The sequence below is a fragment of the Patescibacteria group bacterium genome (assembly GCA_018900835.1).
Lineage (GTDB): Bacteria > Patescibacteriota > Minisyncoccia > Minisyncoccales > PEYH01 > PEYH01.
On record JAHIFQ010000016.1, the window covers coordinates 1 to 7,214 of the forward strand.

At 38.6% G+C, this 7,214-nt stretch carries 9 protein-coding genes; 7 read left to right on the plus strand and 2 right to left on the minus strand.

Annotated features, from left to right (window positions below):
* Positions 1–705, plus strand: a 705-nt coding sequence (locus KJ562_03300) for a DegT/DnrJ/EryC1/StrS family aminotransferase (protein MBU3964716.1), incomplete at its 5' end; no start/stop codon positions are given.
* 55 nt (positions 706–760) lie between these two features.
* Here the strand turns inward: KJ562_03300 and KJ562_03305 are convergent.
* On the minus strand, positions 761–1,267 hold the full coding sequence (locus KJ562_03305) for a hypothetical protein (protein MBU3964717.1): 507 nt from the start codon (positions 1,265–1,267) through the stop codon (positions 761–763).
* A gap of 186 nt (positions 1,268–1,453) precedes the next feature.
* On the minus strand, positions 1,454–2,059 hold the full coding sequence (locus KJ562_03310) for a hypothetical protein (protein MBU3964718.1): 606 nt from the start codon (positions 2,057–2,059) through the stop codon (positions 1,454–1,456).
* 154 nt (positions 2,060–2,213) lie between these two features.
* Here KJ562_03310 and KJ562_03315 point away from each other — a divergent pair, with 154 nt between their 5' ends.
* From KJ562_03315 to KJ562_03340, 6 genes are all read left to right on the plus strand, one after another.
* Positions 2,214–2,858 (plus strand): hypothetical protein, encoded by a 645-nt coding sequence (locus KJ562_03315; GenBank protein ID MBU3964719.1) that lies wholly within the window; start codon positions 2,214–2,216, stop codon positions 2,856–2,858.
* 144 nt (positions 2,859–3,002) lie between these two features.
* Positions 3,003–4,154, plus strand: a complete 1,152-nt coding sequence (locus tag KJ562_03320; GenBank protein MBU3964720.1) for a PKD domain-containing protein — start codon at positions 3,003–3,005, stop codon at positions 4,152–4,154.
* Between the two features lie 137 nt (positions 4,155–4,291).
* Entirely contained in the window at positions 4,292–4,897 is a 606-nt protein-coding gene (locus KJ562_03325; protein ID MBU3964721.1) for a hypoxanthine phosphoribosyltransferase, read from the plus strand.
* Between the two features lie 93 nt (positions 4,898–4,990).
* Complete coding sequence (locus KJ562_03330) at positions 4,991–5,782, plus strand: threonylcarbamoyl-AMP synthase (protein MBU3964722.1); 792 nt, start codon at positions 4,991–4,993, stop codon at positions 5,780–5,782.
* Between the two features lie 164 nt (positions 5,783–5,946).
* Complete coding sequence (locus KJ562_03335; GenBank protein ID MBU3964723.1) at positions 5,947–6,981, plus strand: peptidoglycan bridge formation glycyltransferase FemA/FemB family protein; 1,035 nt, start codon at positions 5,947–5,949, stop codon at positions 6,979–6,981.
* Positions 6,981–7,214: hypothetical protein (locus KJ562_03340; protein MBU3964724.1), on the plus strand; the 234-nt coding region annotated here is incomplete at its 3' end. The genes KJ562_03335 and KJ562_03340, both read left to right, overlap by 1 nt.

The following is a 7,214-nucleotide window of genomic DNA, read 5'->3' on the forward strand; positions in this document are numbered from 1 at the left end:
AGCTTGGGCAGGGATAAAATAATATCATCTGTTTATGGCGGAATGGCAGTAACTCAAGACAAGGTCTTGGCAGAGAAAATAAGAGAATTTCAAAAGCATTTAAAATTTCCAAATTTATTTTGGATTAAAAAACAACTTTTACATCCAATTTTAACAAAAAAATTGATAATGCCCTTGTATGGATTTTTTGGATTGGGTAAGTATAAATTAGTTGCATTGCAAAGATTAGGTATTTTATCTAAAGCAGTTCACAAAATGGAAAAACAGGGGAAAATGCCAAAATATTTATTTAAAAAAATGCCAAATGCCTTGGCTTTATTAGGACTGCATCAATTTGAAAAATTAGAGAAATTCAATAAGCACAGATACGAAATAGCCAAAATTTACAAACAATTTGAACGGGTCGCACCCGTACAAGAATATATAGAGAAAAGGGTTTTTATGCGTTATTCGGTTTTTGTAGAAAATAGCGACGAAATTTTAGAGAAGTTTAAGAAAAAAGGTATTTATCTTGATGATGGTTGGAGGAAATCAGTTGTCGTGCCAATTGGCACTAATTTAGAAAAAATGGGATACATAAAAGGAAGTTGTCCTGTAGCTGAAGAGGTAGCTGATAAAATTTTAAATTTACCAACACATATAAATATATCAAAAGAGCAGGCTGAAAAAATAAAAAATCTCTTGAAGAGATTTCAAGAGCAATAATTCTTTATTAAATAAAGTGAGGGTCTCCTTGTTCAGAGACCCTCGTTTGTGGATATCAGCTGCTCCAGAGGCCGAATGTGAATCCGGTTTCAATCTTGTAGAGAGTGGCTTCAATCCATACTCCTGCCGAGCGCCCTTGATTGTACCATAGATGGGTAAGCCCGATAATAGGAGTCGTTTGTTCGGAGCCGCAGCTCTCTTTGTAATATCCGAGACCCAAGTATGGGAAGCAAACATTTCCAACTCGTAGGACATTCCCGGATAAGCAGAGCGGAATTCTCATTTCTATTTCCATGTATCGGGAGCTTCGGGAAAAGCAACGCCATTCGTTTGTAAGGTACTGGAATCGGGCGACATCAAATCCCGGGATCCCTATTTTGAAGTATGGTCCGGCCAACAGTTTGCATTCGAAATCTGTGAATGTCAGACCAAACCAGAGAATCGGTAGTCCTGGCAAGCTGGGTAATACGCCGATATTCATCTTTGCGGAAGATGAGCAGAGATCTGCTTGAATTCCGAACTCTGCACCACTAATCCCGCAGATTGAATTCTGTGCGTTCATACCGATACTTGCGCCAAATAACAACAGTATTGCCGCGATTACTACCACGATTTTCTTTTTCACGATCCTGCCTCCTATTTTCGAGAATTATTCTATTATACAAAAGAGCAGGTAGAATGTCAAGCACTTATAAAAAACAGGGTCTCAAGTTAGAGACCCTGTCAGGGTTTTCGGTCTTTGCTTTCACTAGAAATAGTAAGCAAAGCCGAACTCAATGTGCAACGGCGGAAATATTCTGTAACAGAGCAATTCGTATGGGAAATGCGCCTCTACCCAAACCTCGGTGTCAAGGTCAACGAAAATGGCATCAACTCCCACAAAGAATACATGCTGTTTTGAGCGGATGGTGTTTTGGCCGCATATCATCAGTTCGGTGTACCGATAGCCGATGTTCATCGGCCAAATGGTATCCTTGCTCATGATGTACACAGGAATAGGGGCCTTGATCTCGAATTCTCCATAATAGGAACGGCGATTGAGCCCAGCGAGGAATTTTCCTTCCATAATGTCAAAGGTAAGGATACCTATCTTAGCATATCCGCCAGCCATTGATTCGGCTTGTATGTTGGCGAAAGATACGCCAACGCCAAGATTAAAGTATCCACGCGTGAGCATGCCGAAATCGGCTTCAAAGAACGGGGGAGAGGGAACTCCTATTTGGAGGTCTACTTCAAACCCGTTGAAACAACGATTCTGGAGCGAATCAAACATTGGTGGCGTTTGAGCCATTGTTGTGGCAACGAAAGCCAGCACCAGAGCAACGATTACTAATCCTGCCGTCTTTCTCTTCATTCTGCACCTCCTGTGCAATTGCAAACTACTTTATTCTACATAACAAGGGAATTCTGTCAAGTTTTTTGGCTTGACAATTCTTTATCTATTTACTAAGGTATATTACTGTACTGCAGATAGTAGATTGCAGAAAAAAGGCCTTTAGGAGGTTGAGATGAAGAAGATGTTGTTGGTTGCGGGATTGTTGGTTGTGGCCCTTGCTGTAGGAGGGGTGGTTGTCTCTGGTGTTCAGGTTGGGAGTCGGAACTTTACTGGGCCGTTGTTGTCGGTTGGAGTGCGTCTGAGCGAAGACATGTTCTATGGCAAAGTAGATTTGCCAACTGATGGCTTCCTCTATGTCTTCTATCAGGGCAGACCTGACGCAGATCAGTATCTGATCTTTCCCAATAAAGAGAATTCTTGGGAGTGTAGAACTTCCGGGTTGAACAACATTGATCTCTCTATGCTCTATCCCATAAACAGCGCGCAGAAGATCACAATTGTTTTCTCCCGATACAAGTTACTGAACGCTGATTTCAATCTTACCACAGAGAGATTTCTGTCGGTACAAGAGATTGATCAATATGGTTTTTGGCTTGGATGCGGCTCGTGTTCGGTTTGGGTAGCAGAGCTGCAGATTCCTTCAACAATTGTTGGAGCCAGACCTTGTTGGTGGACGACGGTCAGATATCCTGCCTGCCAGCCAAGACCTTTGTCAAGTTGTTGCTATTGGCTCAGCAGACCGTGCGTTAGCATCGGTTGCCCTCAGGCCTCCTGCCTGTTGTGGTGGTGGCTAATGGGAGTGATCTTAATTCATTGAGAATCACTATTCGTCCCAAAAGGGGCTGCTTATCAGCCCCCTTTTTTTTGTCCAAAACCTTGACAAATTCGTAAATTGTGATAATGTTCACAATAGATAGTCGTTCCTTTTATCACTTATAGGGACAAGATCGAAAAAAAAGATATGAAGGAGGTTCAGATGAGCAAGAAGCGAGGTTTGTTGGTAGCACTGTTGGTATTGGTGGCAATGGGATTGTCTGGGTGTATGCTTTTCAATTGCGATCCTGTTGCTTCATTCACATGGAGTCCAGCAACGATTTATGCTGGAGAAAGCATCACATTTACCTCTACTTCCACGGATAGCGATGGAACCATTGATTACCATAAGTGGGAATTCAGCGACGGAGGTACGGCGAACGGAAGTCAGGTATTGCATACTTTCGCTGATGACGGCGCTTACCAGGTTTCTTTGATTGTAACTGACAATTGTGGAGCAATCGGCTCCATAACTCGTTCGGTGACTGTCTTGAACCCAGCGCCGAGCATCGGAAAGATGACTGTGACTGACTTGGACGGGTGTGATGGCTATCCGTATTCGGTCTGTCATCGTATCCGTGCGGTGCTCGACAACATAATGGATGTGGCTAGCATTGAGCCAAAGAAAGTGGTTTCAACCACGATTGACTTTGGCGATGGCCCCAATTCAGTGTTTTCAGGATTCTCAACAACCTACAGCTACAAGAATCCGGGGACATACACGATCGTTGGCACTGTTGTGGATGACGATGGAGCTACGGGAATTCAAACCAAGAACATCACGATTAGGTCCTATTCATTGGTTCCGCCGATTGTTCGATTGGAGCCGGCTCGCAGGACTGCGAACCTGAACGAGATTGTCAAGTTCTACATCTTTGCTTATGACCCGGATCAAAATCGGGAATGTGGTGGATGCCCACCTCCATGTCTTCCTCCATGTCCACCTCCCTATTCTCCTTGCGGAGAGCAAGAGGTTGAGCTAAAGGACTATAGAGGATTTGATTCTCTGTCGTCCTCACTTGGACTTTGCGGAGAGTCAATCATCACACAAGGCGCATATCCAAGAGATAGGGGTATTGTGAGGATCAGGGTAGTGCTCATAGATCCCAACGAGAATATCGTGGAAATCTTTGATACCCGCGATGCCTCATTATCTCTTTACAACCCCACATTTGAGTTTAGGTTCAATATGTGCGGGGATTGGAAGATCAGCTTCATTGCTTGGGACGACGATTGTCGTTGCAGTCAGGCAACCGGATATCTCCACACCATCAAGGTTGCTCTTCCAGACGAGTGTTAAGAGGATTGGGGGCAAGACGCTAAGCGTCTTGCCCCCTCAATTTTCTTTACTAAACTATTTTTTTGTGATATTCTCAAATTAGTACAGATTAGCATTAGTGCTGATTTTTTCGTTTTACAGCGCCAAAAGGAGGAAAAATGCTGGAGCAAGAAATAGGCGTGGTAATATACACAGAAGAGCAAATACAGGACAGAGTAAAGGAATTGGCAAAACAGATTGCCGAGAACTATTACTTTCTGTATATGCAAAACCCGGAGGATTTCAAACTCATTCTTGTTGGTGTGTTAAAGGGGTGCAATCCCTTTATGAGTGATCTCTCTAAAGAGATTAATAGGGCGTTTGAAAAACTTCATGGAGGGAAATTCCTTTGCCTGTTTCCAGAGTATATCTCTATTGAGAGTAGAGATAAGAAGAATAAGCAGAAGCGTCCGAAGTGGCTCTTGGATACGAGAATGGATTTAGCTGGTGCTCATGTCTTAATCGTAGAAGATATCATCCACTCGGGCGTCACTCTCTCCCATATTGCGTCAACGCTTGACCCAAATGGGTCAAGAGCGAAACTCGGAAGGCCTGCGAGCTTGGAGGTATGCGCTTTACTGGATAGGATTTCTAAAGACAAGAGAGTCAGGGCTAAGTATGTCGGCTTTGAGCTTAATGGAGACGAGTGGGTTGTCGGTTATGGTATGGATTCCGGCGAAATTGGTCGGCTTTTACCATGTATCCACGCCCTTTGTCAGGAGTGAAATCAGCATTTACATAGCCGGAGAGCATCAAGCATCGCTCTCCGGCCTATTTTTTTGTATAATAAGATAATAAATAACAAATATTATAGTTTTATGAAAGTAAATTTAAGGGTTTATCCTAATTCTAAAAAAAATAAAATAACAGAAAAAGCAGAAAATGTTTTTGAGGTCCATACAAAAGCAAAACCAGAGCAAGGCAAGGCGAACGAGGCAGTTATTCAATTGCTATCTGACTATTTTAGTATGTCAGAAAAAGATATTAAATTGATAAAAGGTTTTAAAAATAAAAATAAAGTTTTTGAAATAAAGGGATTAATAAGCCAAACAGATAAGGCAGTAGAAATTTTAAAAAAAGGCGGAATAATTGCTTATCCAACTGACACTATCTACGGGATTGGCTGTGATGCATTTAATAAAACAGCTATAAAAAAACTTTTAAAATTAAAAAATAGAAGCCAAGGCAACCCAATGTCTATTGCAGTATTAGATATTAAAATGTTAAAAAGTATAGCTTTTTTAAGCAAAAAAAACGAAAAAATTGTTAGAGAATTATTACCAGGACCTTTTACTTTTATTTTCAAGAAAAAGCCAGTAATTTCGGATTTAATTACTGCTGGATTTAACACTGTGGGCGTGCGAATTCCAGATAATGATATTACTTTGGGAATTATTAAAAGAGCTGGTTTTCCCATTATAACTACTTCAGCAAATTTGAGCGGAAAAAAATCAGCAGTAAATTCAGAACAGATTGATTTAAAAGTAGATTTTGTGGTAAAAGGGGAGTGTGAGCATAAAAAAGCATCAACTATTATAGATTTGGAAAATAAAAAAATAATTAGACAGGGCAAGGGAGTTCAAAAGGTCAAACAAATTTTAAATATTTAAAAAATATGTCAAAAATTTCAACAATCATATTAGTCATATTCATTGCGCTTGCTCTCGGAGCTTTGGCTTATATTTTGTATCCGTAATAGCAATTACTAAATTTTTGATGGGTGTTTTTGATGGGTCGCACCCATCAAAATAGGGTTGTCAAAATTTTCAGATTTATGATTATTAAAGAAATTGAAAATAAAGATATTTGGGAAAATTTTTTAATGGAAAGCCATGAAAAAAGTTTTTTGCATTCATGGAATTGGGCAGAGTTTCAAAAAGAGCTTGGAGAAAAAATTTGGCGTTTAGCAATCATAGAGAATGATGTTATACAGGGCCTGGCACTGATTATTAAAGTTTCTGCCAAAAGAGGAATTTTTTTTCTTTGTCCTCATGGTTTGATTATTAAAAATTTAAAATCTGAAGACATAATTTTTAAAACTAAGATTTTAGAAATTCTACTTGATTATTTAAAAGACCTTGCTAAAAAAGAAAAAGCCAGTTTTATAAGAATATGCCCAATTTGGCAAAGAACTGATGAAAATATAAAAATTTTTAAATCTCTTGGTTTTAAAAATGCTCCTATTCATATGCATCCAGAAAATAACTGGATTTTGGACTTATCAAAAACAGAGGAAGAACTTTTAATGGGAATGAGGAAAAATACCCGTTATGCCATTAGAAAAGCAGAAAAACAAGGAGTTATTATTGAAAAAAATAGAGAAATAGAAGCAGTTGATATTTTTAATAAGGTTTACCATGCAACAGTTAAACGCCATGATTTTGTTCCTTTTTCTTTAGATTATCTGAAAAAAGAATTTTTAGCTTTTGATAAAGATGAAAAAATAACAATTTTTTTAGCTAAATATAATAAAGAAGTAATTTCCTGTGCAATGATAATCTTTTGGCAAAAAAGAGCTTATTATCATCAGGGCGCTTCTTTAAGAAAATATGATAATATCTTTGCCAGCCACTTGCTTCAATGGGAAGCAATAAAACAAGCCAAAGCAATAGGATGTGATTTTTATAGTTTTTGGGGAATAGCGCCAAAAGATAGGCCAAAACATCCTTGGCAAGGCATTACCTTGTTTAAAAAGGGTTTTGGCGGAGAAATAAAAGAATATGTAAAAACCCAGGATTTTATTATCAATAATAAATATTGGTTTAATTATTTTATAGAAAAATCAAGAAGCATTAAAAGAGGTTTTTAATGAAAATAGATAAATTCCAAAAGAAATATAAAGACGGTAAGTATAAAAATTTAAGAAAAAAGAAGTCAATTTTCAAAAATAAATTTTTTTGGTTTTCAATTTTAGCTATACTAATTTTAGCCGGGCTTTTTTATTTGTTTTTCTTTTCTCCAATTTTCGAAATAAAAGAAATTGAGGCAATAGATGTTAATTTCTCTAATAAACAAGAGATTGAAAAAGTAATTCAAGAAAAA

Coding starts and splice junctions, on each gene's coding strand:
- KJ562_03320 (MBU3964720.1), top strand. CDS start 3,003: ATGAAGGAGGTTCAGATGAGCAAGAAGCGAGGTTTGTTGGTAGCACTG.
- KJ562_03305 (MBU3964717.1), bottom strand. CDS start 1,267: ATGAACGCACAGAATTCAATCTGCGGGATTAGTGGTGCAGAGTTCGGA.
- KJ562_03310 (MBU3964718.1), bottom strand. CDS start 2,059: ATGAAGAGAAAGACGGCAGGATTAGTAATCGTTGCTCTGGTGCTGGCT.
- KJ562_03330 (MBU3964722.1), top strand. CDS start 4,991: ATGAAAGTAAATTTAAGGGTTTATCCTAATTCTAAAAAAAATAAAATA.
- KJ562_03315 (MBU3964719.1), top strand. CDS start 2,214: ATGAAGAAGATGTTGTTGGTTGCGGGATTGTTGGTTGTGGCCCTTGCT.
- KJ562_03325 (MBU3964721.1), top strand. CDS start 4,292: ATGCTGGAGCAAGAAATAGGCGTGGTAATATACACAGAAGAGCAAATA.
- KJ562_03335 (MBU3964723.1), top strand. CDS start 5,947: ATGATTATTAAAGAAATTGAAAATAAAGATATTTGGGAAAATTTTTTA.